This window comes from Gephyromycinifex aptenodytis, from assembly GCF_012277275.1.
GTDB lineage: Bacteria > Actinomycetota > Actinomycetes > Actinomycetales > Dermatophilaceae > Gephyromycinifex > Gephyromycinifex aptenodytis.
Map to the genome: position 1 here is coordinate 366,257 of NZ_CP051155.1, position 22,062 is coordinate 388,318.

The 22,062-nt window shown below is 67.4% G+C and carries 20 protein-coding genes and 1 riboswitch; of the genes, 18 read left to right on the top strand and 2 right to left on the bottom strand.

The features are described from left to right. Positions 1–8 precede the first annotated feature (8 nt). Positions 9–827, top strand: coding sequence for a hypothetical protein (locus tag G9V96_RS01570; protein WP_168581460.1), 819 nt, complete (start codon positions 9–11; stop codon positions 825–827). Between the two features lie 125 nt (positions 828–952). Here G9V96_RS01570 and G9V96_RS01575 read toward each other — a convergent pair whose 3' ends face one another. After that, positions 953–2,311 carry a sensor histidine kinase gene (locus G9V96_RS01575; RefSeq protein ID WP_168581461.1) on the bottom strand — a complete coding sequence of 453 codons (1,359 nt, stop codon included), beginning with the start codon at positions 2,309–2,311 and terminating at the stop codon, positions 953–955. A 586-nt stretch (positions 2,312–2,897) separates the two neighbouring features. On the opposite strand from G9V96_RS01575, the gene G9V96_RS01580 reads away from it, so the two are divergent. The 3 genes from G9V96_RS01580 (at position 2,898) to G9V96_RS01590 (ending at position 5,303) form a co-directional block, all read left to right on the top strand. After that, positions 2,898–3,656: a LamB/YcsF family protein gene (locus tag G9V96_RS01580; RefSeq protein ID WP_168581462.1), complete on the top strand. Its 759-nt coding sequence runs from the start codon at positions 2,898–2,900 to the stop codon at positions 3,654–3,656. Positions 3,657–3,726: 70 nt separating this feature from the next. Then, positions 3,727–4,422: a 5-oxoprolinase subunit B family protein gene (locus G9V96_RS01585; protein WP_168581463.1), complete on the top strand. Its 696-nt coding sequence runs from the start codon at positions 3,727–3,729 to the stop codon at positions 4,420–4,422. Next, entirely contained in the window at positions 4,419–5,303 is an 885-nt protein-coding gene (locus tag G9V96_RS01590) for a 5-oxoprolinase subunit C family protein (RefSeq protein ID WP_168581464.1), read from the top strand. Before G9V96_RS01585 ends, G9V96_RS01590 begins: the two co-directional genes overlap by 4 nt. Before the next feature lie 225 nt (positions 5,304–5,528). On the opposite strand, the gene G9V96_RS01595 is transcribed toward G9V96_RS01590, so the two are convergent. Beyond that, entirely contained in the window at positions 5,529–6,701 is a 1,173-nt protein-coding gene (locus tag G9V96_RS01595) for an alpha/beta hydrolase (RefSeq protein ID WP_168581465.1), read from the bottom strand. A gap of 165 nt (positions 6,702–6,866) precedes the next feature. Between G9V96_RS01595 and G9V96_RS01600 the strand changes: the two genes are divergently transcribed. The 14 genes from G9V96_RS01600 (at position 6,867) to G9V96_RS01665 (ending at position 21,918) form a co-directional block, all read left to right on the top strand. After that, complete coding sequence (locus G9V96_RS01600; protein ID WP_226913373.1) at positions 6,867–7,496, top strand: CDP-alcohol phosphatidyltransferase family protein; 630 nt, start codon at positions 6,867–6,869, stop codon at positions 7,494–7,496. After that, positions 7,493–8,395, top strand: a complete 903-nt coding sequence (locus G9V96_RS01605; RefSeq protein ID WP_168581466.1) for a DUF881 domain-containing protein — start codon at positions 7,493–7,495, stop codon at positions 8,393–8,395. The genes G9V96_RS01600 and G9V96_RS01605 overlap by 4 nt, the downstream gene beginning before the upstream one ends. Next, a complete protein-coding gene (locus G9V96_RS01610) occupies positions 8,392–8,724 on the top strand; it encodes a small basic family protein (protein WP_168581467.1) in 333 nt (110 codons plus the stop codon). Before G9V96_RS01605 ends, G9V96_RS01610 begins: the two co-directional genes overlap by 4 nt. Continuing rightward, complete coding sequence (locus G9V96_RS01615; protein WP_168581468.1) at positions 8,721–9,494, top strand: DUF881 domain-containing protein; 774 nt, start codon at positions 8,721–8,723, stop codon at positions 9,492–9,494. The genes G9V96_RS01610 and G9V96_RS01615 overlap by 4 nt, the downstream gene beginning before the upstream one ends. Positions 9,495–9,533: 39 nt before the next feature. After that, positions 9,534–9,923, top strand: coding sequence for a glycine cleavage system protein GcvH (gene gcvH, locus G9V96_RS01620; protein ID WP_168581469.1), 390 nt, complete (start codon positions 9,534–9,536; stop codon positions 9,921–9,923). Positions 9,924–10,115: 192 nt separating this feature from the next. Beyond that, positions 10,116–10,517, top strand: coding sequence for an FHA domain-containing protein (locus G9V96_RS01625; protein WP_168583779.1), 402 nt, complete (start codon positions 10,116–10,118; stop codon positions 10,515–10,517). 9 nt (positions 10,518–10,526) lie between these two features. After that, positions 10,527–11,252, top strand: coding sequence for a transcriptional regulator FtsR (gene ftsR / locus G9V96_RS01630; protein WP_168581470.1), 726 nt, complete (start codon positions 10,527–10,529; stop codon positions 11,250–11,252). A gap of 9 nt (positions 11,253–11,261) precedes the next feature. Continuing rightward, the gene (locus tag G9V96_RS01635; RefSeq protein WP_168581471.1) at positions 11,262–11,762 is read left to right on the top strand and encodes a bifunctional nuclease family protein; all 501 of its coding nucleotides are present in this window, start codon (positions 11,262–11,264) and stop codon (positions 11,760–11,762) included. A gap of 135 nt (positions 11,763–11,897) precedes the next feature. After that, complete coding sequence (locus G9V96_RS01640) at positions 11,898–12,506, top strand: MerR family transcriptional regulator (protein WP_168581472.1); 609 nt, start codon at positions 11,898–11,900, stop codon at positions 12,504–12,506. A gap of 80 nt (positions 12,507–12,586) precedes the next feature. After that, a riboswitch (glycine riboswitch) is annotated at positions 12,587–12,680 on the top strand. A 99-nt stretch (positions 12,681–12,779) separates the two neighbouring features. After that, a complete protein-coding gene (gene gcvP / locus G9V96_RS01645) occupies positions 12,780–15,644 on the top strand; it encodes an aminomethyl-transferring glycine dehydrogenase (protein WP_226913605.1) in 2,865 nt (954 codons plus the stop codon). A 119-nt stretch (positions 15,645–15,763) separates the two neighbouring features. Next, positions 15,764–17,251 (top strand): glutamate-cysteine ligase family protein, encoded by a 1,488-nt coding sequence (locus G9V96_RS01650; RefSeq protein ID WP_168581474.1) that lies wholly within the window; start codon positions 15,764–15,766, stop codon positions 17,249–17,251. A gap of 57 nt (positions 17,252–17,308) precedes the next feature. Next, positions 17,309–18,538, top strand: coding sequence for a pyrophosphate--fructose-6-phosphate 1-phosphotransferase (locus G9V96_RS01655; protein ID WP_168581475.1), 1,230 nt, complete (start codon positions 17,309–17,311; stop codon positions 18,536–18,538). Positions 18,539–19,072: 534 nt separating this feature from the next. Next, complete coding sequence (locus G9V96_RS01660) at positions 19,073–20,875, top strand: N-acetylmuramoyl-L-alanine amidase (protein ID WP_168581476.1); 1,803 nt, start codon at positions 19,073–19,075, stop codon at positions 20,873–20,875. 113 nt (positions 20,876–20,988) lie between these two features. Next, entirely contained in the window at positions 20,989–21,918 is a 930-nt protein-coding gene (locus G9V96_RS01665) for a cation diffusion facilitator family transporter (protein ID WP_226913375.1), read from the top strand. The last annotated feature ends 144 nt before the right edge of the window (positions 21,919–22,062 follow it).

A 22,062-nucleotide genomic window follows, 5' to 3' on the forward strand; every position in this document is an offset into this window, starting at 1 on the left:
GTGCAGTGATGCTCCTTTCCGTCCTCGCTGCGCTGCTGGCCTCCGCGGCCATGGGCGCCGCCGCTGTGGCCCAAGCCGTAGCGGCCCGGCGCACAGCAGGACTGAGGGTCGTCCTACACCCGTGGTACCTCACCGGCGGCGCTCTCGATCTTGCGGGATGGGGTCTGTCACTGCTGGCCATGCAGCATCTGCCCCTGCTCGCGGTACAGACCGTGCTGGCCGCTTCGCTGGCCTTGACCGTGGTGCTCAGCTCGGTGGTGCTGGGGGTGAGACCGGCACCCAGCATCTGGATGGCCGTCATCCTCGTCTGTCTGGCCTGTGCCGTCGTGGTGGCCGCTTCCTTACCCGGTCCGCCCACGCACAGCCCTGCCGGTCTGCCGTTCGTTGCCGGTGCCGGGTTAGCTCTGGCGGTCATTCTCGCCGTGTACGGGTACCGGCATCCGAGCACAGCCGGCTGCGCGCTGATCGCCGGTCTGGCCTACTCGGGTTCGGCGGTAGCGGCCCGGGCGTTACCGAGCCTGTCTTTGGGGATGGTGTTCAGCGAGCCACTGGTCGCTCTGATCGTCGGGTTTTCGCTGGTGGGGACGGTGATGTTCGCTCGCGCCCTGGAGACTCGCCGCGATGCGGTCAACGAGGCCTCGGCCTGGCTGTGGGTCACCGAGATGGTCGTGCCCTCGATCATCGGAATTGTGGTGTTGGGCGACCAGGTGCGGCCCGGCTGGGCCATTCCGGCCCTGCTGGCCGTGGGGTTGGCGGTGTTCGCCACGGCACGCATCTCCCGCTCGGCTGCCCTCAGCGCTGCGACGCAACCCGTACCTTCCCCGTGATGGCGGGGCCGAATGATCCAGTCGCCCGGCGTCGCCGGGGCGAGCTCCGGTGAGATGGGGGCCAGCTAGCCGCAGCGTTGAGTGCTCGCCGCCCGCGGCAGCTGCTTCGCCGACGCGGGCGTCGGTCAGGGCGCTGGGAACCGAACCTCGAACCGACACCGCCCGTGCGGGTCGTGCGTGGCCACGGCCTCCCCGCCGTGGGCGCGGGCGATGGTGCGCACGATCGCCAAGCCCAGCCCGCTGCCGCCGCTGTCCCGTTCTCGAGAAGCCTGCAACCTGGTGAACCGCTCGAACACGGCCTCTCGGTCCGCCTCGGCGATGGGCGGCCCGTCGTTGTCGACGGTGAGAATCGCCTGCGCGCCACGGATCCCGACGCCCAGGTAGATGCCATCGGTGGTGTGTCGCAAGGCATTGTCGGTGAGGTTGCGCAGCAACTGGGCCAGGCGCCCCTGGTCTCCCACCACCCGGGCCGGCTCGATTTCCGTAAGGACCGGAACCTTGCTCGACGCACGAATACGGCGGGCTTCTTGATCGAGCAGGTCATCCAGGTCCACGTCCTGCCGGGCCATGACAAGACCGTTGTCGTCCGCTTTTGCCAGGGTCAGCAGGTTGTCCACGAGCCGTTGCATGCGGACGACCTCGTCCAGGAGCACCCGGTCCCGCTCGTTCTGGGACTCGCCCGTGTGTTCAAAGGTCTCCAACACGGCCCGGATAGAGGTCAGCGGGCTGCGCAACTCGTGGGAGGCGTCGGAGATGAAACGCCTCATCGTGCTCTCCTTCCCCTCGAGTCGAGCAAGAAGGTCGTTCATCGTCTGGGCGAGGCGAGCGATCTCATCACCCGAGGCGGGCACCACGACACGTTCGTTGACCCCGAGACGCTGGATGGCCGCGACATCACTGCGGATCTGCTCCACCGGTTCCAGCGCCCGATCAACGATCCGCCAGATGAGCAGCAGCAGACCGAGGAGCAGAACAACCGAACCGAGCGCGAGAAGTAAGGCAGCCGCGCGGGTGGTGGACGCTTCCACGGCAAGGGGTGAGGCCACCACCACCACGTACGCGCTGCCGGCCGGGTCGCGAACCCCGCGGGCGGCCACCGCGTACGGTTCATCCGGGCGACCGGCAACCCCCACCTCTTGCCGGCTCACGAATTCGCCAGGTCGGGGTGCCGCCTTGCTGATGGCGGCGGCCTCGCCCGCCGCGGTGGAGTCCGCGACCACGCGACCCGCGTCGTCGAGGATCTGGATGCGCACTGCCCGGGCGGGGTCCTTGGCTGCGGCGCCACCGGGGGTGAGTTCGCCGCTGGTGATGCCGGAGGCCACCTGGTCGGCGATTGTCTGGGCCCCATCGAGAGCAGCTCGGTAGAGCACCCGATCCAGAGCCGCGACGAAAACGAGCCCTGCGACCAGGATCCCCACGGTGAGGATCGCCCCCGACCACAGCAGGATGCGACGCCGCAGGCTCCAACCCTCGCCTCGTGGCACCGGAGTCTCCTTCGTGTCAGGTGGGACTGCGTGGCCCATTGTGCGCCGGCGCTCGTGGGCGGCTGGTAGCGCAGCGCCGTGCTCGCGACCAGGAGAACCTTGCGCGCCGAACCCAGGGCGCATCCGGTGTGCCAGGTGAATGGATGAGCAATCGAAGTGTGCTGCCTGGCCTGCCCGACCTCCTGTCGCGGGTCGCTCGCGGCGCCGGCTGTAGGCCGCTCAATTCAGCCGGGCGAGGCCGTGATGCGAGGAACGACCCTCACCGGTGGAGCCACAACGAGCACTCTCATGCCTGGACCTCGCGGAGCGGACAGAGCTCGGTGCAGCCATCGGGGTGGGCTTTCCATCTGGCGACCAGGTCGGCGGGTTCTAGGCTGGCCAGACCTTCGTCGATACGGAACATCATGATTGACCCATCATGGCTAGGCTGCCTCCGGTGTCTGGCTGTCGCGGGCGTCCATCCGGACAGCCGCGCGGGACTTCGCTCTCAGCGGCTGCGTGATCTCAACTGCGCACTGAGGCGACGCCGGTCTGCCGCTGAGGCTGGTACCGGCGCCGGCATCGCGGCCGCAGCGGAGGTGGGGAGATGAGAATCGACCTCAACGCTGACCTTGGCGAGTCTTTCGGCGCCTGGCAGATGGGCGACGACGAAGCCATGCTCGAGGTGGTCAGCAGCGCCAACATCGCCTGCGGTTTCCACGCCGGTGACCCGAGCGTGGCCCGAGCCACGTGCGCCGCAGCCGCCTCGCGCGGCGTCGTCATCGGTGCGCACGTGGCCTACCGCGACCTGGCCGGGTTCGGGCGGCGCTTCATGGACGTGGCACCCGCCGAACTGACTGCCGACGTGATCTATCAACTCGGCGCTCTGCAAGCGATGGCCCAAGTCGCCGGCGCCACAATCGGTTACGTCAAACCCCACGGGGCGCTGTACAACGCCATCGTCCACCATGAAGCGCAAGCCGCCGCTGTTGTCCGCGCTATCGGGGAATACAACCCCCAACTGGTGCTGCTGGGACTGCCCGGCGGGGTCGTCACGCGGCTGGCGCAGGAGAACGGCATCCGCACCGCCGTCGAAGCGTTCGCCGACCGCGGTTACCTGCCGGACGGTACGCTGGCGCCTCGCTCGCAGCCCGGCGCGGTGCTGCACGACCCGCGGGTGGTGGCGCAGCGGATGGTCCGCCTGGTCACCGAGGGCACCGTGGCGTCGCTGGACGGCACAGACCTGCAGGTTCACGCCGATTCGCTGTGTATCCACGGCGATTCCCCGGGCGCGCTGGCGATGGCTACGGCGGTGCGACAGGCCCTGACCGAGGCGGGTGTGCAGATCGCCCCGTTCCTTCCCTGATGGCGGTGTCGGCGTGAACGAACCACGATCAGCAACTGATGGCCCAGGTGGCCAAGCGAACAGCCGCGACATGTCAATATCCGTGCACCGGCTGGGGCAGGAGGGCCTGCTGATCGAATTACCCGGGCTAGCGCAGGTGCTCGCCCTTGATGCGGCGCTGCGGGCGGCGCGGGAGTCAAGCGCACAGGCGGTCACCGCCACGCAGTCCCTGCCGCCCGCAGATCCTTCAGTGGCGCTGGGCGCCGTAGTCGATGTGGTGCCGGCAGCGCGCACCCTCATGCTCACCGTGGCTTCACCGGCACAGCTCTGCTCCGTCGAGGAGGCGGTACGCGCGCTTGTAGGCACCACAGACCTGGACACGGGGGAGTACGCGGCCGGCGACAGTATCGAGATCCCCGTGTACTACGACGGTCCCGATCTGGAGGAGGTTGCTGACATCACGGGCCTCGGCCGCCGCGGGGTCATCGAGGTACACACCGGCACACCGTGGCAGGTCGCTTTCGGAGGCTTCGCTCCGGGCTTCTTCTACCTCCTCGGCGGGGACCACCGCCTGGTGGTGCCACGGCGACGCGAACCTCGCACCACAGTCCCGGACGGGGCGGTAGCCCTGGCCGGGGGGTTCAGCGCCGTCTACCCTCGCTCATCGCCAGGGGGTTGGCAGTTGCTCGGCCGCACCGACACCGTCATGTGGGACACCAGCGCCTCCCCACCGGCGTTGCTGCGCCCAGGTATGCGCGTGCGCTTCACCGATGCGGACCTGTCATGACTTCGACCTACCTGGAGGTGTTGGCAACCGGGCCGCGCACCCTCATCCAGGATCTCGGCCGCCCCGGGCTGGCCCACCTGGGGGTCGGGCGCAGCGGCGCCGCGGACCGCGCCAGCCACCTCCTGGCCCAGCGGCTTCTCGGCAACCCAGGCGAGAGCGCCGGATTGGAAATCACCTTGGGCGGATTCCGCGCCCGAGCACACGGCGACTGCCTGGTCGCGCTCACCGGAGCAGACGCACCGCTGCAGGTGGCCGGGCGCCCCATCGGCCATGCTGCCTTGCAGTACGTGGCACACGGACAGGAGATCAGCCTCGGCATGGCCGAACGGGGGCTGCGGGTCTACCTTGCGGTGCGCGGCGGCATCGACGTGAAACCGGTCCTGGGTTCTCGATCACACGACACGCTGTGCGGACTGGGGCCCGAACCTGTCCTGCCCGGAACCCTCCTGCCGATCGGCACCGCCGGAAAGGTCGTCCCGAGCATCGACGCCGCGCCAACCGCCCCGGCGGGCCTGCCGGAAGCAGGCGAAGTCGTCCTGACCTACGAACCGGGCCCCCGCGCGGACTGGCTGGCGCAGCCGGGTGCGCTGGCCGAAACGTCCTGGCGGGTCTCCAACCGCAGCGACCGGGTTGGCATCCGGCTGGAGAATCCAGATGGAATCACCCTGGCTCGCCATCCCGACAAAGAGGGCGTGGAGCTGGCCAGCGAAGGAGTCGTGCGCGGTTCGATCCAGGTGCCCAGCGGGGGAGAGCCGGTCATCTTTCTGGCCGATCATCCCGTGACCGGCGGCTATCCGGTCGCCGGGATCGTGGTTCCCGCCGATGTGGATCGGGCCGCACAGGCCCGGCCCGGGCAGCGGTTACGACTCCGACGCGGGTGAGCGGTGCAGACCCCGGCGGGGCAGCGCCGAACTCGCCACACACGGTTGCCCAGGGGGTGTCAGCGCCGCCCGAGCAGCCTGGCCGAACAGTTCCTGACACAGCCGCCGCAGCACTCCGGTGGGGCGGCCGCCTCGGTATGGCGACATCGGGGACACACCCCCGAGACAATCCGCCTTGCCCGGCCGGGCAAGGCGCGAACAGTGTGACCGAGCACCGAGCGGCCGCTACAGCGGCGCGAAACCGCTGGCGTTGCTACCCAGCCAAGCAAGGGCCGACGGGAAGTACGGCGTCCAGACCTCGGAACGATGGCCACCGGTGGGCAACACCGTCGCCGTCACCGACGCCGGCGGGCGCGTCGCCGCCGTCAAAGCCGTGCTTTGTGGATTGGCCAGCTTGTCCGGGACTGAACTGAGCACCCACAGTGCAACGGCGGGGGGCTGGGTCCGGGCCAGCTGAACCAGGTCGTAGCGGCGCCCGGAAAGACTGCCTGGAGTGAACGGCACATACGAGGGGTCGAACTCGGGTTTGGCGTACCCACCCAAAGAGATGGCGGCGCTATAGGTGCTGGGGTGCAACATCGTGCTCATCAACGCACACCAGCCACCCGCGCTGGCGCCGAGCGTTGCCCACGACTGACGCCCCGCCGCCACGCGCAGATGCGTGTACGCCCAGGCCGGGACATCGCGGGTAAGCCAATCCTCCATCTGGATGTGCCCGGGGCCACCGTTGACGCATTCGGTGTCCAGCCGGTTCGGCCCCCAATGGGGGATGAGGACCACCGGCTCACGCATCTTGTGCGCCGCCACGTTCTGGGCGATGACCGAGTCAATGTGGAAGACCGAGAAGTAGGCCAGTGGCGAAGGTAGATAACCGTGGTAGGTCTCCAGGACGGGGTATTGACGGTTCCGCGCAGCCGGGTCCTGGTAGGAGGGCGGGAACCAGACGGTGACCTTCCCGGTGTAGCCGCTTACCGGACCGGGCACGGTGAACTCCTGGTAGCCGCCGCTGGCAGTCGGCTTCAGATGCAGTTTCGTGCTCGCCCGCCCGGCGGTGGACATCGTGGCGAAGGGCTGAGGCCCGACCTGGGCCTGGCTCGACTGGGAAGCGGGGCTGCCTCGGTGGGTCTGAGGCGGTAGAACCACCGGGTCGCGCACGGTGGAGAGCAGATCACCCACGGTGTCGTACCAGCCGTACTGCGCGTTCACGGGGGCGATGACGTTCAGCGTGCCCAGCACGATGAGGACCACGACGCTGAGCAGGCGCCGCAGATACGACCAGATCCCGGGATCGGCCGCTTTTGCCCACCGCAGCACGATCCAACTGACCGCCAGCAGCAGCAGGAGCCGCAGCCCCCACACCAACGCCGGACTCGCGAGTGAGAACGTACTCAGGCCCATGCGCGTGCTCCCCGTGCGGCGAAGCGTAAGCAGGTGGGTGCAGCCTGGCACCCGGGGTTGCTCTTCACGCTCCCACTATGCGATCGCCCTCCTGAGAGGAGCCTGGGCAGAGCATCACTGCGCGGCTGCGCCAGGGCTGGTGGGGGCCTGGGTAGGCTGGCCTGGATGACCGAGGGCAAGGACATGACGGGATCGCGCGCTGCACATCAGGAGCCGTCCGCTCACGCTGTTCCCGACCGGGTGTTCACCGTCCCGAATATGCTCACCATGCTGCGCCTGGCCGGGGTCCCGGTGTTCCTATGGCTGCTGACACGCGGGGAGAGCGGCTGGGCGGTCCTGTTACTCGTCGTCTCCGGCCTGACCGACTATGCCGACGGTGCGATCGCTCGACGATGGCATCAGGTGAGCCGACTCGGACAGGTGCTGGATCCGGTCGCCGACCGGCTCTACATCCTGGCTACGATCCTGGGACTGTGGTGGTTCGGTACGCTCCCCGGTTGGTTCGTGCTCGCGCTGCTGGCCCGAGACGCGTTCGGATCGTTGGTTGTGTGGGCCGTGCGACGCCGCAACTATCGGGGGCTGCCGGTGCACCTGGCAGGCAAGGCCGGAACCTTCTGCCTGCTCATCGCGTTCCCGACACTGCTGCTATCGGATTGGCTGGCGGGGGGATCCGGCGAAGCAGCGGCGCTGGCGGCCGGCTGGGCCCTGGCATGGTGGGGGCTGTTCCTGTACTGGGTCTCCGGTCTGCTCTACGGCGTGCAAGCCCTACAACTGCGAAGGAGGGAGCAAGGATGACGCGTCGTGTCGATGAGTCGATGACCCTCCTGAACGAGATGTTGGAACGGCCTCTGGACCCCTCGTATGCCGCTGCCGCGCAGCGCCGCCGAAGCGAAGGGCGGCAGCCCGATCGGACCTGGACCTCGCCCTGGGTGCTCGCGGTGTTGGTCCTGACGGGGCTGCTGCTGGGGGTATCCGTGGTCAATATCGGTGCGCTGGCCCGCCCCGCTGAGCGCGCCGCCAGCCGCGCCGAACTCATCTCCCGCATCAGCGACGGCGAAGCGCAGGTCGCTGCCCGATCGGCTCAGATCACGCGGCTGCAAAGCGATGTGCAGCAACTGCAAAGCTCCACCATGGGTGGCGCCGAAGCCGACCGGCTGCGTGACCTCAGCGCTGTAGCCGGCTCGACCGCCGTCAGCGGGCCGGGCTTGCGGATCACCCTGGATGACCAAGGCGACACTGACGTGGCCCCCGGATCCCAACCCCGCGAGAACGGGGCCGACGACACCGGGCGGGTGGTGGCCAGGGACGTCGTCTACCTCACCAACGCGCTGTGGCAGGCGGGAGCCGAAGCGGTGGCGGTGAACGGGCATCGCCTCACCTCCGGCACCGCGATCCGCGCTGCCGGACAAGCCATCACGGTCGGTTTTCGACCGTTGAGTCGCCCCTACGTCATCGAAGCGGTTCTGGGGCCGCAGTCCAGCACCCAGTTCACAACCGGCGCCGGGGGGCAGTACCTGGCCGAACTGCGCAACAGCTACCAATTGCGAGCCGCCTCCCGCCCGGTGAACGACCTCAGTCTGCCCGCAGGGGAGGTGTTGACCTTGCGTCAGGCCCACGTGCCGTCCACGCCGGGCGTGACGCCGCCAGCGGCGTCCCCGTCCATGTCCAACCCAACCCGGGAGTCCTCGCAATGATCCCCCTCATCGGACTGCTCGTCGGCCTCGTCGTGGGGTTGGTGCTGCAGCCGACCGTGCCGATCGGGCTGCAGCCCTACCTACCCATCGCCATCGTCGCTGCGCTCGACGCCGTCTTCGGCGGGCTGCGCGCGAGTCTGGACGGGATCTTCGACGACAAGGTCTTCGTCGTCTCGTTCCTGTCCAATGTCGTCGTGGCCGCGCTCATCGTCTTCCTCGGCGACCAGTTGGGGGTCGGGGCGCAACTGTCCACCGGGGTCATCGTGGTTCTGGGCATCCGGATCTTCTCCAACGTGGCCGCGATCCGGCGCCACATCTTCAAAGCATGAGCACCCCCGTGAGCGACCCGCAGCCCGCCCCCGCCCGCCCCGAGGACGGCCGGGGGCGTGGGCTGCTGCGGCTGCGGCTGACCCGATCCACCCTGCTCGGCGGCGCCCTCACCGCTGCGTTGGGGCTGGCGCTGTCGACGCAGATCCACCAGACCCAACAGCAGGGTCTGGAGTCGCTGCGCGAACCGGAACTCATCGGCATCCTCGACAACATCACCGAGCGCCGGGAACGCCTGGACCGAGAACTGCGCGAACTGGAACTGGAACGCGCTGAACTGGCTCGTGATTCTGGTGGGACTGAGGCGTTGCGCCGCGCCGATGCCCGGGTCGACGCCCTCGCCGTGCTGGCGGGTACTGCTCCTGCCGAAGGCCCCGGCATCGTGGCGGAGATCAAGGCCTCGCCGGGCGCGGTGGGTTCCGAGACCCTCCTGGACGGGGTGCAGGAGTTGCGCGACGCTGGAGCCGAGGCCATCCAGATCGGTGATGTGCGCGTCGTGGCCTCCACCGCTTTCACCCAGGACGACGCCGGCCGAATCCTCGTGGCGGGCAAGGCCCTGAACCCGCCTTACCGTCTGCTGGCGGTGGGGGAGGCCCAGACTCTTGCCTCTGCGCTGGACATTCCCGGTGGTGTCAACGAAAGCCTGCGCCAGGCCGGGGCCAAGGTCGAGGTGAAGATCGAGGACTCAGTCCTGGTGAACGCGTTGCACGCGCCGAGCCCGGCTCGTTACGCTCATCCAGTACCCGCTGCTGGCGGGGACAGTGCATCCTGACCGCGAACCGCGGCCTTTTCATCTCACGCAAGGAGCGTCATGAGCGAGCTGGATTACCCCGAGGCACTGCGATACACCGCAGAACACGAGTGGGTGCGTGTTGGTGAAGACGGCCACGTCCGCATCGGCATCACGTCGTACGCCCAGGACGCCCTCGGCGATGTCGTCTACGTCGACCTGCCTGCTGTCGGCGACCGCGTCGCTGCCGGTGAGGGTTGCGGCGAGATCGAATCCACCAAGTCGGTCAGCGACCTGTACAGCCCGCTCACCGGTGAGATCGTCACCGTCAACGAGGCGCTGGAATCCTCCCCGCAGCTGGTCAACAACGACCCGTACGGCGAGGGCTGGATGTTCGAGATGAAGGTCGACGACGTCGCCGACATCGAGGAACTTCAGGACGTCGACACGTACACGGAGTCCCTGGGCTGAGCTTTAGTCGAGCCCAACACGATCCGGCGCCCCGGCCCACAAACGTGGCCAGGGCGCCGGTTGCGTGATCAGGAGTTCCCGGACGCTCCAGTGGTGGTCTAGGGTTGTGCCAAGAGTCTTTGAAAGGACAGGTGAGCCGTCGTGAGTGACACGACCCCCAACGGGACCGAGTCTCGGCCGGATCCCGCCACGATGCGGTACACGGGCATCGTGGAGCCGGAGGCGCCGCTCGCCCCCGACACCCGGCTCGCCCCGGAGGACCAGACCACCATCGAGGCGCTCCGTCCCGGGACAGCCTTGCTGCTGGTCCTGCGCGGTCCCAACACCGGAGCCCGCTTCTTGCTGGACTCCCCACTGACAACCACTGGACGGCACCCGGACAGCGACATCTTCCTGGACGATGTGACCGTCTCACGCAAGCACGCCGTGTTCCAGCAGGACGGCGACACCTTCGTGGTGCGCGACGTCGGCTCGCTCAACGGCACCTATGTCAATCGGGAACGCATCGACTCGGCCACCCTGCGCGCAGGGGATGAGGTTCAGATCGGCAAGTTCCGACTGGTGTTCCACACCTCGCGTCCCGCGGCGGGCTGAGACGCCCACGTGCCCGGTTCACGACCCCGTGGGCGCCTGACGATCGGCGCCGTGCTCGAGCGGCTCCGCCCCGACTTCCCGGACGTCAGCATTTCTAAAATCCGGTTCCTGGAGGCCGAGGGGCTCATCAAGCCTGACCGAACTCCGTCGGGCTACCGCTCGTTCAACGAAAGCGATGTCGAGCGGCTGCGTTACATCCTGCAGGCACAGCGGGACCGATTCTGGCCGCTTCGGGTCATCCGGGAGGCCCTGGATGCCCAGGATCGCGGTTTGGAGGTCCCGACGCCGGAATCGGTTTCCCCGCGCGCCCCCGCCTCGCTACCCGACCCTGATCTGCCGAGCGAGGACCAGCTCACCCCCGGCGGCCCGGCACTACGGCTCACCCGGCGGGAACTGTCCCAGGCCTCCGGGCTGCAGATGGAGTTGCTCGATGCCCTGGTCACCTACGGCCTGCTGCGCCCGGACCGGGAGGGGCACTTTTCCGCCTCAGCCTTGCCGGTCGCTTCGGCTGCAGCAGATCTGGCCGCCTTCGGAGTGGAGCCTCGACACCTGCGAGCGTTCCGGACCGCCGCCGACCGGGAAATCGGCCTGGTGGAGCAGGTGATCGCGCCGCTGAAGGGCCGCGCTGACGGGGCTGCGGCGCGGACGAGGGCCCGATTCCTGCGTCACTGCATCGCCTTGCACACCGCACTCGTCCGGGCGGGCCTGGAGGACGATCGCAGTCCCCGGCGGTAGCGTTGGGGTGTGATTAACCTCGACGTGCTCGGAGTCCGGGTAGAACTGCCTACCAACCATCCGATCGTGTTACTGCGAGAGTCCGATGGCGACCGGTATCTGCCGGTATGGATCGGTGCAGCCGAAGCCGCTGCCATTGCCTACGCCCAACAGGGCGTCGTCCCGCCTCGCCCGCTGACCCATGACCTGCTGCGAGATGTGGTGCAGGCACTCGGCTCAGAGCTGGAAGAGGTCCGCATCGTGGAGATGCGCGCCAATATCTTCTACGCCACGCTGCACTTCCGCGGTGGCGTAGAGGTCAGTTCGCGTACCTCGGATGCCATCGCGTTGGCGTTGCGTACCCAGGCTCCGATTCGCGCGGCTGAGGCTGTGATGGACGAAGCCGGGGTCGTCGTCTCTGAGGACGAGGATGACGAGGTGGAGCGTTTCCGCGAATTCCTCGACCAGGTCTCCGCCGAGGATTTCGAAGCGCCGCCGGGTCCAGACCCCGATGAAACCCCAGATGTGTGAGGCGAGCCGACGGCACGCCGGGCCGAGTCGTTGCCAAGGGGCATCTGCCCCCGTACCGTCGAACATGCCCGCAAGCGAGTATTTCGCGTTGACCATCGGGCTCGACGTGCAGCTCTACGGGCAGGGGAGGACAGCGTGAATCCGACGGACCAGGCGAGACCGCCCACGGCAGCCACCCCGGCCTTCTCGCAGGTCACCCAGGGAGTTCTGTTCACCCCGGCCGAGTCCATCAGCGAAGACACCGGCTTCCGGGGCCCCGTGGCGTGCCGCGCCGCCGGCATCACGTATCGGCAACTGGATTACTGGGCCCGCACCGGGCTCGTCGAACCTTCACTGCGATCGGCCACCGGTTCTGGCACGCAGCGGTTGTACAGCTTTCGTGACGTTCTGGTCCTCAAGGTGGTCAAGCGCCTCTTGGAGACCGGTGTGACACTGCAGCAGATCCGCGTCGCCGTCACCCATCTGCGGGAGCGCGGCGTGGAAGATCTGGCCCAGATCACCTTGATGAGCGATGGCGCCAGCGTGTACGAGTGCACTTCCGATGACGAGGTCATCGACTTGCTGCACGGCGGCCAAGGCGTTTTCGGTATCGCCGTCGGTCGGGTCTGGCGCGAGGTAGAGGGCGAGCTGTCCCACCTTCCCAACGAGCGGCTCGGACAGGAACCCTCGGAGGAGGCCGTGGCGCCCCTCACTGACGGCACTGATGAGCTCAGCGCCCGCCGCCGCGTGCGCCGCACCGGCTGAGAAATCGGTTCGGAAACGGGCTCGGCTGTCCCCGACCGGCAGGCTCGGCGTGGCCTGCGATGTTAGGCTGCTCACGCCGTTCAACTCGCGAGTGAGAGTCCCCGTTTTGCAACGGGGCGCCGAAGGGGCAAACCTCCCCAGAACCTCTCAGGCCCACAGGAACCCGCGAGATCGGCACCGTGAAACCGCACCGCTGCGGTGACAGGGGGGGAGGTCGCCATCCGGCGTTGCGCGAACGCGCCCCGGCCCACAAGGAGATCTCACGTGACCCAGATGCCCGCATTCGCCGCCCGCCACATCGGCCCCGGTGAGCACGACATCACCGCGATGTTGGAGGTCGTGGGGCAGCCGAGCCTCCAGGCCCTTATCGAAGCTGCGATCCCTGGCGGAATCCGCACCGACGGCCCGCTGGACATCGAGCCCGCCTCCGACGAGGCAGCCGTCATTGACGAGCTGCGCGGCTTCGCCTCCAAGAACACCGTGCTGACCTCGATGATCGGGTTGGGCTACTACGGCACCTACACCCCGCCGGTGATCAAGCGGAACATCCTGGAGAACCCGGCCTGGTACACCGCCTACACCCCGTATCAGCCGGAGATCTCCCAGGGCCGTCTTGAGGCGCTGCTGAACTTCCAGACGATGGTGGCTGACCTCACGGGTCTTCCCGTCTCGAACTCTTCCCTGCTGGATGAAGGCACCGCGGTCGCCGAAGCCATGACCCTGATGCGCCGCGGCGCACGGGCCAAGGACGGCGCCGTGCTCATCCTGGACGCCCACCTGCTGCCGCAGACCATTGGTGTGGTGCGCACCCGCGCGGTGCCGCTGGGTATCGAGGTGCACGTCCTGGATCTGGAGGACATCACCACCTCGGATGCGCTGTCCTTCGCAGTGGATGGCAAGCCGGTTTTCGGCGTCGTTGTGCAGTACCCGGGTGCCGACGGTCAGATCCGCGACTTCAGCGCCTTGACGCAGGCGGCACACGGTCTGGGTGCTCTGGTCACGGCGGCGGCGGACCTGCTCGCGTTGACGCTGCTGACACCGCCGGGGGAGTGGGGCGCCGATATCGCGGTGGGAACCACCCAGCGGTTCGGGGTTCCGATGGGCTTCGGTGGGCCGCACGCGGGCTACATGAGCGTGCAGCAGAAGCTGGCCCGCACCATGCCGGGCCGTTTGGTGGGTGTCAGCGTCGACTCTGAAGGCGCCCCCGCCTACCGCCTGGCCCTGCAGACCCGCGAGCAGCACATCCGCCGCGAGAAGGCCACCAGCAACATCTGTACCGCGCAGGTCCTCCTGGCCGTGATGGCCTCGATGTACGCCGTCTGGCACGGCCCGGACGGGCTGCGCGAGATCGCCCGGCGCACCCACGGCTACGCGCAGGCGCTGGCCGATGCGCTGCGTGCCGGTGGTGTGCAGGTGCCCACCAGTGTCTTCTTCGACACGATTACCGTCTCGGTGCCCGGCCGGGCGCGAGCGATCTCGGACGCGGCCCGCGACAGCGGCGTCAACCTGTGCTTCGTCGACGAGGACACCCTGTCGGTCAGCACCGATGAGACGACTCGTGAGGAGCACCTGCACGCAGTGTGCGCCGCTTTCGGTGTCGAGGCGCCGGAGCATGTGGGCGATGCCGACCCGATCTGGGGGCAGGAATTCTCCCGCACCTCAGACTTCCTGACGCACCCGGTGTTCCACTCCTACCGCAGCGAGACCTTGATGCTGCGCTACCTGCGCCGGTTGGCCGACCGCGACTACGCGTTGGACCGGGGCATGATCCCGCTCGGCTCGTGCACGATGAAGCTCAACGCCACCACCGAGATGGAGGCGATCACCTGGCCCGAGTTCGCGGCGCTGCACCCCTTCGCCCCGGCGGATCAGACGGTCGGTATTCGCGAGCTCGTCGAGCAGCTGAGCACGTTCCTCATCGAGATCACCGGGTACGACGCGATCAGCCTGCAGCCCAACGCAGGCTCCCAAGGTGAACTGGCCGGGTTGATGGCCATCCGCGCCTACCACGTGGCCAACGGCGACACCGAGCGGGACGTGTGCCTCATCCCCAGCAGCGCCCACGGCACCAACGCGGCCAGCGCCGTGATGGCCGGCCTGAAGGTCGTCGTCGTCAAGTCCGCGTCGGACGGCTCGGTCGACATGGACGACCTGCGCGACAAGGTGGAGAAGCACCGCGAACGTCTCGCGGGGATCATGGTCACCTACCCCTCCACGCACGGCGTGTATGAAGACACGATCACCGAACTGTGCGCCTTGGTGCACGACGCCGGCGGTCAGGTCTACGTGGACGGGGCGAACATGAACGCCCTGGTCGGGGTGGCCCGCCCGGGCCGGTTCGGTGCCGACGTCAGCCACCTCAACCTGCACAAGACGTTCACAATCCCCCATGGTGGCGGTGGTCCCGGGGTCGGCCCGGTGGGAGTCGGCGCCCATCTTGCCCCGCACCTGCCCAACCACCCGTTGGCACCCGAAGCCGGGCCAGAGTCCGGAGTTGGTCCGATCTCCTCGGCGCCGTTCGGATCGGCCAGTATCCTGCCGATCACCTGGGCCTACATCCGGTTGATGGGCTCGGCCGGTCTCACTGCGGCCACCCAGGTGGCGGTGCTTGGCGCGAACTACATCGCCAAGCGCCTCGGCGAGCACTACCCGGTGCTGTACACCGGCGAGAACGGGCTCATCGCCCACGAGTGCATCCTGGACCTGCGTGACCTGACCAAGCGCAGCGGCGTCACCGTCGACGATGTTGCCAAGCGCCTCATCGACTACGGCTTCCACGCACCGACGATGAGCTTCCCGGTCTCGGGCACCCTCATGGTGGAACCGACCGAGAGCGAGGACCTCGGCGAACTCGACCGCTTCTGCGAGGCCATGATCGCCATCCGCGAAGAGATCCAGGACGTCCTGGACGGCAAGGTCGAGGTGGCCACCAGCGCGCTGCGCGGGGCTCCGCACACGGCCCACTGCCTGGCTCAGGACTGGGACGCTCCCTATGACCGGATGAGTGCCGCCTACCCGGCCGGGGTGGACCCGCGGGCCAAGTACTGGCCGCCGGTGCGCCGCATCGACGGCGCCTACGGCGACCGCAACCTGGTGTGTTCCTGCCCCTCGCCGGAGGAGCTCGAGGACGCCGAATAGCGCCCAGGGTCGAAACAGTCAGCAGTTGCGAACCGCGCCACGGACGCTCCGGGGCGCGGTTCGCAAGTTGTACCCGTAAAGTTGCCCCGACCTCGACAGGCGAACAAAGGGCGACAGTCATGGGCCAGGAAGTCGGCGGCGGCGAGTGGAGCAACCAGCAGCGCCAGCAGTACCGCGAAAAGGTGAGCCAGAACCTCGACGTCTTTGAGCGCATGCTGTCGGTGGCGAGCTTCGACGCCGGTGACATGACCACGGGCATGGAGATGGAGCTGTACCTGCTGGATGAGGGGCTACATCCCAGCATCCGCAACAAAGAGGTTCTCGAAGCGATCGGCGATGAGTCCTTCCAGAGCGAGTTGGCCAAGTTCAACCTGGAATTGAACGTCGACCCACGCTCCATCGAAGGCGATGAATTGCAGCGTTTGGAGCGCGACCTCACCGCGGCCTTGCAGCGGGCCGACGCCGCCGCCGGCACTCAGGGATGCCGCTTGCTGGCCGTGGGGACCTGCCCGACGATCATGCAGCAGGATTTCGGGCGCGATTCCTTCTCGGAGGCGCGCCGATACACCGCTCTGAACGACGCCATCATGCGGGCGCGCGGCGAAGACATGTTCATTGACATCCACGGCGTGACCGGGGAACGGCTGACGATGTACGCCGACTCCATCGCACCGGAATCAGCCTGCACCTCAACCCAACTGCATCTGCAGGTGGCTCCGCACGAGTTCGCCGCCTACTGGAACGCAGCCCAGGCATTGGCCGGGCCGCAAGTGGCACTGGGAGCCAACTCCCCGTTCGTGTGCGGTAAGCAGTTGTGGCACGAGACGCGCATCCCGCTGTACACCCAGTCGGCCGACACCCGGTCGATCGAGTTGGTGAACCAGGGTGTTCGGCCCCGGGTGGGGTTCGGGGATCGTTGGATCACCTCGATCTTCGACCTGTTCGAGGACAACGTGCGCTACTACCCGGCGCTGCTGCCGGAGGTCTCGGACGAGGATCCGGTGGCGGTGCTGGAGTCGGGTGCCCCGCCGGAGTTGGCCGAGCTGCGGCTACACAACGGGACGATCTACCGGTGGAACCGCCCGATCTACGACACCGCGGGGGGACGCCCTCACCTGCGGGTGGAGAACCGGGTACTGCCCGCGGGTCCTTCGGTGGTGGACGTGGTGGCGAACGCAGCCTTCTACTACGGTGCCTTGCGTTTCTTGGCCACCGAGGATCGTCCGGTCTGGACCCAGATGAGTTTCTCTGCGGCCAAGACGAACTTCCGCGACGGCGCCCGCGACGGCATGCAGGCACGGTTGTATTGGCCTTCACATTCCTCGGTGTCACCGGATGAGCTCGTCCTGCGAACCTTGTTGCCGATGGCCGAGGAGGGTTTGAGCACCTGGGGGGTCGGGCGCGAAGCGCGCGATCGCTACTTGTCGGTGATCGAAGGGCGAGCCAAGAGCAGGCAGAACGGCGCCACCTGGCAGATCGAGACGGTGCGAGTGTTGCAGGACAAGGGCTTGGATCGGGCCGACGCCCTGCACGAGATGCTGGCCCGCTACCTGGACAACGCCGCCTCCGGGCAGGCCGTACACACCTGGGCGCTGCCGGCACGCTGAGCGGGCCGATAGGGTGGGCTCGACCAGGACTTTTCTCGAGATATGAAGGCTGGTGTCATGACCGTTCGTCGCGTTGCTCTGTTGACTGCTGGTGGTTTTGCTCCCTGTTTGTCCTCTGCCGTCGGGGGGCTGATCGAGCGTTACACCCAGGTCGCCCCAGACGTGGAGATCATTGCTTACAAGCACGGCTACCAGGGTCTGCTTACCGGTGACTACATCACTGTGAATGAAACCGTTCGCGAGAAGGCGGCGCTGTTGCACCGCTACGGTGGCTCGCCGATCGGTAACTCCCGGGTGAAGCTCACCAACGCTAAGGACCTGGTCAAGCGAGGCCTGGTCCCCGAGGGGATCGATCCGCTGCACTATGCGGCCGAGCGCCTCACCGAGGACGGCGTCGACGTGCTGCACACGATCGGCGGGGATGACACCAACACCACCGCCGCTGACCTGGCCGCGCATCTGGAGAAGACCGGTCATCACCTGGTGGTGGTGGGCCTGCCCAAGACCATCGACAACGACATCGTCCCGATCCGGCAGTCCCTCGGTGCGCAGACCGCGGCTCAGCAGGCCGCTATGTTCGCCAGCAACGTGGTTGCCGAGCACAACTCCGGTTCGCGGATGCTCATCGTGCACGAGGTGATGGGGCGCAACTGCGGCTGGCTGACTGCTGCCGCGGCCCGCGAGTACCGTTCCTGGCTGGACCAGCAGGAGTGGCTGCCGGAGATCGGTCTGGACCGGCGCGCCTGGGATGTACACGGGGTGTATGTGCCCGAGGTCGAGATCCACATCGACGCCGAGGCCGAGCGCCTGAAGTCGGTCATGGACGAGGTCGGCAACGCGACGATCTTCTTGTCCGAGGGTGCAGGCGTCTCTGACATCGTCGACCTGATGGAGAAGAACGGTGAAGAGGTGCCCCGTGACGCCTTCGGTCACGTGCGTCTGAACGAGATCAACCCCGGAGCCTGGTTCGGCAAGCAGTTCGCCGAGAAGATCGGCGCCGAGAAGGTTCTGGTGCAGAAGTCCGGCTACTTCTCCCGTTCGGCCCCCGCGAACCAGACCGACCTGGCGTTGATCAAGGAAATGACCACGATGGCGGTCGACCGGGCGCTGGAGGGCACTCCGGGCGTCATCGGACACGACGAGGACCGCGGGGATGAACTGCGCGCCATCGAATTCGACCGGATCGCCGGCCACAAGGCCTTCGACTACAAGCAGCAGTGGTTCATCGACATGCTGAAGGACATCGGCCAGGGCTGGCCCGAGGGCCAGCACCTCGGCGGTCAGTGACCCGCCGACTTCCCACCCTGTTCTCAGGCCGCTCCCCGTTCGTGGGGGGCGGCCTGAGTCGTTCCCGCTCCGCGCTCACAGCGGTTCACCGGCGGTGTGTGAACCGCCGACCTGTGCAGTTTCCGGGTCGGGCGTCCAATCGACGAATCGTCGCGAACTTGTGACTTTTTCGTCGTTCGACTCAGTTCTGAAGGCCTGACGTCGATGTGAGGTGCAGGCGTTACCCGTGGTCCGGCCGCTGCATGCCGTGGCGCAGGGACCGATGAGCGGTGACGTGTCCGGGGGCCACGCACGTGCCGAACGCGTTCGTGTGAATAGATGCCAACAGGGAGAAAACACACCGTGCGTTTGCGACGCCTGTCGAGAATTGCTGCTGTCACGCTTTTCGCGCCTGCCATCTTGGTTTTGCCAGCGCCCAGCGAGGCAGCACCCAAGCCCGTCCCCGTAGCCTCCTCGACCAAAGAGGTACCTCTGCTCGATCCGGCCACCCCCGCGGTCGGGGATGGTGATGTGGTTTCCGCACGCGATGTGCGAATGGCCAAGAACCAAACCCCCCAGATGGCCGTGAAGGGCGCCCCGCACGTCGTGGGCGTGAGTGTGCCCAAGCCGCTGCCCAGCGAATTGGCTGTCATCGGGGTGACCTGGGCGGATAGCGACTCCCCGCTTGCTGTGCAGTATCGAACTCGGCAAGCCGGCCAGTGGGGCGACTGGCAGAGCGTGGAGGCCGACCAGGGCGAAGACGTCGGGGCTGATGCGGGCGTCGAAGCCGACGCTGCGACGGCCCGCGACGGCTCCGACCCCATCGTCATCACCGGAGGCGGCCAGGTGCAGGTCCGCCTGCTCGGTGCAGTGGGCGCCGACCCGGTCGACCCGAGCCTGTCGATCATCGACCCGGGGGAGTCTGCCGCAGACGCCGCCGCGGACAGCCAGGCACCCGGAGCCGCCCACGCAGCGGCTGCGCGGCCGGCGATTCGCTCCCGCGCACAGTGGGGCGCGGATGAGTCGCTGCGCCGTGGTTCCCCGTCTTATGGACAGGTACGCGGCGTGGTCGTACATCACACCGCAGGCACGAACAACTACTCCCAAGCGCAAGTGCCGGCCATCATGCGCGGGATCTATGCCTTCCACGTCAAGGACCGCGGCTGGAACGACATCGGCTACAACTTCCTCGTAGACAAGTGGGGCCGGGTCTGGGAAGGGCGCGCGGGCGGCACCTCAGCCGCGGTCAGCGGTGCGCACGCCACAGGCTTCAACGGCGTCACCATGGGCATCTCGGTGATGGGCGACTACCGCAAGGTGCAACCCAGCTGGGCCGCCATGGACGCGGTCACCCGGATCATCGCCTGGAAGGCCTCCATTCACAGATTCAACCCGCAGGGCAGCTTCACCCACCAGGGCAAGACCTACCGGGCCGTCGTCGGTCACCGCGATGTCGGCTCGACCAGTTGCCCCGGTCTGGTCAGGGACCACCTGAGCGGGATCGCCGCGCGGGCCCGCAAGCTCGCTGGAAGCAGTAGCACCGGAAGCAGCGGCAACACCGGAAGCAGCGGCAACACCGGAAGCAGCGGCGGGAATGCCGTGCCGGGGGTCAACCCGCCGGTCAACACCACCTCGTCGGGGTTGAACAGCGCAGATGCCGTCATGCGCGGATCCACCGGGGCGCTGCTGGGCGTCTCACCGACCGCCTCCGGGATCTCCTACGCTCGTAAACTCTCCGGTTCGGACTGGCGCAGCTTCGACCGGGTCCTGGTCTCCACCGATCTGACCGGTGACCGATACCCCGACCTGGTAGCACGTCAGAACAGCACCGGGGCGCTGTTCGTTGCCCCCGGAACCAGCACCGGCGTCGGCACCCCAATGCGTCTTGGCCGAGGTTGGAACGCGATGTCCCACCTGGTCACCCCCGGGGACTGGAACGGCGACGGCAAGGCCGATCTGCTGGCTGTGCAGGCTTCTACGGGCAACCTGCTGCTTTACCCCGGTGTGGGTGAGGGCGGATTCGGCGCTGGGCGCAAGATCGGCCACGGCTGGTCCGGCTTCCGCTACGTGCTCGCCGCCGGGGATTGGAACGGTGACCGCAAGGTCGACCTCTTCGCCGTCAACGGCCACGGGCACGGGTATCTGTACCCGGGTAACGGCCGTGGCGGCTTCGGCAAGCCGGTGCGGTTGAAGGGCAGCTATGGCTATAACAGCCTGACGGCACTGACCGGCTCGCAGAGCCTTCTCGCGGTTGACGGATCGGGCACTGGAACGCTCATCAGCGACATCAGCACCCGTTCACTGCGGGTCTCCAAGGTCGCTCCGCACTTCCGCGGCCTCAACGTCTACAGCGGTTGAGCTCGAGCGTCACAGCGCAATCGATACGGCCAAGGGGTCGACCGCAGCAGTCGGTCGGCCCCTTCGCTGTGCGCGTTTCGTCCCATCCCGGGGGCGGGGCGATACTCGAACTTGTGACAAGCCCTCCGACTGCTGCCCGTAACCTTGCTCGCTTCGCCTGGCTCGCGATTGCTGCCGCGATCGCGACCATCGCGTTGAAGACCGGGGCGTGGTACGTCACAGGATCGGTGGGTCTGCTCTCAGACGCGGCCGAATCCCTGGTGAACCTAGTGGCAGCCGTCGTTGCGCTGGTGGCTTTGCAGGTGGCGGCGCTGCCGGCAGACAAGAATCACCAGTTCGGGCACGCGAAGGCAGAGTATTTCTCGGCCGCTTCCGAAGGCATCATGATCTTCGTGGCAGCGCTGTTCATCATCGGTGCCGCCCTGGAACGGGTGATCCATCCGGCCCCGGTGGACAACATCGAGATCGGGCTGGTCATCTCGGTGATCGCCTCGGTGATCAACGCGGCGGTGGCCTTCGTCCTCCTGCGCGCCGGGCGAAAATACCGCTCCCATACCTTGATCGGGGACGGCAAGCATCTGCTCACCGACGTGTGGACCACCGTCGGGGTGGTGCTGGGGGTCGGTGTGGTCGCGCTGACGGGATGGCACATTCTTGACCCGATCGTCGCGCTGGCAGTCGGAATCAACATCATCATCGTCGGCTGGAGGCTGCTGACGGAATCGATGTCCGGGCTGATGGACGTCTCCTGGCCCAAGGAGGACAACGCCCGACTCGCCCGGCTCATCCGCGAGCACACGACCCAGGATGTCGACGTGCATGCCTTGCGCACACGTGAGGCAGGGCATAGGCGGTATGTAGAGTTCCACATCCTGGTACCGGGCGCATGGAACGTGCAGCAGGCGCACGACCTTGTCGAGGAGATGGAGACGGCCATCCGGGAGGCGTTCGAGGGCGTGACCATCTCGACCCACCTTGAACCGCGCGAGGATCCGCGCTCCTACTCGGATTTCGAAACCGAGGTAGCGCTGCCGGTCGACTGAAACCTTGTGTTTGGGGGAAGTTCGCCCACGGTTCGGTGGCGAGAACCTGTATCGCCTCGCTTGAGCAGACAGGGTGGCACTGGTGTATCTGCGAACCACCTGATGCCGAGCGAACTACACCCCACAACTGCCACGAGGACCGTC

What these genes read in the sequence shown, in the direction of transcription:
- G9V96_RS01570 (WP_168581460.1), top strand. Translation starts at nt 9, where the DNA reads ATGCTCCTTTCCGTCCTCGCTGCGCTGCTGGCCTCCGCGGCCATGGGC.
- G9V96_RS01610 (WP_168581467.1), top strand. Translation starts at nt 8,392, where the DNA reads ATGATCCCCCTCATCGGACTGCTCGTCGGCCTCGTCGTGGGGTTGGTG.
- G9V96_RS01595 (WP_168581465.1), bottom strand. Translation starts at nt 6,701, where the DNA reads ATGGGCCTGAGTACGTTCTCACTCGCGAGTCCGGCGTTGGTGTGGGGG.
- G9V96_RS01650 (WP_168581474.1), top strand. Translation starts at nt 15,764, where the DNA reads ATGGGCCAGGAAGTCGGCGGCGGCGAGTGGAGCAACCAGCAGCGCCAG.
- G9V96_RS01605 (WP_168581466.1), top strand. Translation starts at nt 7,493, where the DNA reads ATGACGCGTCGTGTCGATGAGTCGATGACCCTCCTGAACGAGATGTTG.
- G9V96_RS01660 (WP_168581476.1), top strand. Translation starts at nt 19,073, where the DNA reads ATGGCCAAGAACCAAACCCCCCAGATGGCCGTGAAGGGCGCCCCGCAC.
- gcvH (WP_168581469.1), top strand. Translation starts at nt 9,534, where the DNA reads ATGAGCGAGCTGGATTACCCCGAGGCACTGCGATACACCGCAGAACAC.
- gcvP (WP_226913605.1), top strand. Translation starts at nt 12,780, where the DNA reads ATGCCCGCATTCGCCGCCCGCCACATCGGCCCCGGTGAGCACGACATC.
- G9V96_RS01585 (WP_168581463.1), top strand. Translation starts at nt 3,727, where the DNA reads ATGTCAATATCCGTGCACCGGCTGGGGCAGGAGGGCCTGCTGATCGAA.
- G9V96_RS01590 (WP_168581464.1), top strand. Translation starts at nt 4,419, where the DNA reads ATGACTTCGACCTACCTGGAGGTGTTGGCAACCGGGCCGCGCACCCTC.
- G9V96_RS01655 (WP_168581475.1), top strand. Translation starts at nt 17,309, where the DNA reads ATGACCGTTCGTCGCGTTGCTCTGTTGACTGCTGGTGGTTTTGCTCCC.
- G9V96_RS01625 (WP_168583779.1), top strand. Translation starts at nt 10,116, where the DNA reads ATGCGGTACACGGGCATCGTGGAGCCGGAGGCGCCGCTCGCCCCCGAC.
- G9V96_RS01615 (WP_168581468.1), top strand. Translation starts at nt 8,721, where the DNA reads ATGAGCACCCCCGTGAGCGACCCGCAGCCCGCCCCCGCCCGCCCCGAG.
- G9V96_RS01600 (WP_226913373.1), top strand. Translation starts at nt 6,867, where the DNA reads ATGACCGAGGGCAAGGACATGACGGGATCGCGCGCTGCACATCAGGAG.
- G9V96_RS01580 (WP_168581462.1), top strand. Translation starts at nt 2,898, where the DNA reads ATGAGAATCGACCTCAACGCTGACCTTGGCGAGTCTTTCGGCGCCTGG.